Source organism: Mesorhizobium sp. M6A.T.Cr.TU.014.01.1.1 (assembly GCF_004022765.1).
Classification (GTDB): Bacteria; Pseudomonadota; Alphaproteobacteria; order Rhizobiales; family Rhizobiaceae; genus Mesorhizobium; species Mesorhizobium mediterraneum.
The window spans coordinates 1-1,098 of the sequence record NZ_RZPG01000069.1 but is presented as its reverse complement, the minus strand read 5'-3'; the positions used below and the strand labels follow the sequence as shown (position 1 = coordinate 1,098).

1 protein-coding gene is annotated in these 1,098 nt (G+C 63.2%); it reads left to right on the top strand.

Annotated elements, in window-relative coordinates; genetic code table 11:
- Positions 1 to 61: 61 nt before the first annotated feature.
- Entirely contained in the window at positions 62 to 1,048 is a 987-nt protein-coding gene (locus EN885_RS32980; RefSeq protein WP_126103272.1) for an IS5 family transposase, read from the top strand.
- Positions 1,049 to 1,098 lie beyond the last annotated feature (50 nt).

Below are 1,098 nucleotides of genomic sequence, written 5' to 3'. Positions count from 1 at the left end.
GACCTTTGCACAGAAGCCGAACGGTGATTCTGTGGTGAAGGTTGGAGCAGGGAGATTCGGGATGGCGGATCGTGTTTTGGGTCAGTTGAGTCTGGCGGACGGTCTGGCGGCGTCGGATGAGACGATTTTCGACCTAGTATCGAAGGAACTGGACTGGGCGCCGATCCGAACATTGCTGGGTCAGCGCAGCGGTCCTGGCTCGGGCAACACCAGCTATCCGGCGGAACCGCTGGTGCGCTGTCTTTTGCTGGGCATGTGGCATGGGCTGAGCGATCCGGCGCTTGAGGCGCAGATCCGGGACCGATTGTCGTTCCGCCGCTTTGCCGGTTTCAGCCTTTCGGACCGCACGCCCGACCATTCGACACTGTGGCGCTTCCGCGAGGAGCTGACGCGTGAGCGACTGATCGACAAGGTCTTTGAGGAGATCAACCGTCAGCTGGAGGAGAAGGGCCTGATCGTCAAGCGCGGCACCTTGGTCGATGCCACGTTCCTGCAGGCTCGTGGCCGTCCGCCCAAGCAGCCGAAGAAGGGCCACCAAGGTCCGGTCAAGCCGTCGGCCGACAAGGATGCGCGTTGGGGCAAGAAGGGCAAGAAGAGCACCTTCGGCTACAAGATGCACATCGGCGTCGACCAGGAGCACACCTTGATCCGGCGTGTCGAGGCGAGCGACGCCTCGGTCACCGACACCGAGCCGGCCGACCAGTTGATCTGCGGCGACGAGAAGGCGGCCTATGGCGATCAAGCCTATTACACCCACGCCCGCCATGCCCGGCTCGCCGCCGCCAACATTAAGGACCGGCTGATGCGGCGGCCCAACAAGCATCACCCCGAGTTGCCGCCGCGCCACAAGCTGCGCAACCGGCTGATCGCCAAGGTGCGGGCGGCAGTGGAGCGGCCTTTCGCCGTGTTCAAGGAGCGTTACGGCATGCGACGCCTGCGCTTCTTCAACCTCGCCACCAACCGCACGCAGTGCATACTGGCCGCCTGCGCTTACAATCTGCGCACCATGATTGGCGTCCTCTATCCACCCGATGAGAGGCGGACATGAGGGAGGAGTGCGTCCACAATCCGGCAGGATGGCTGCCTAAACCGACAAAG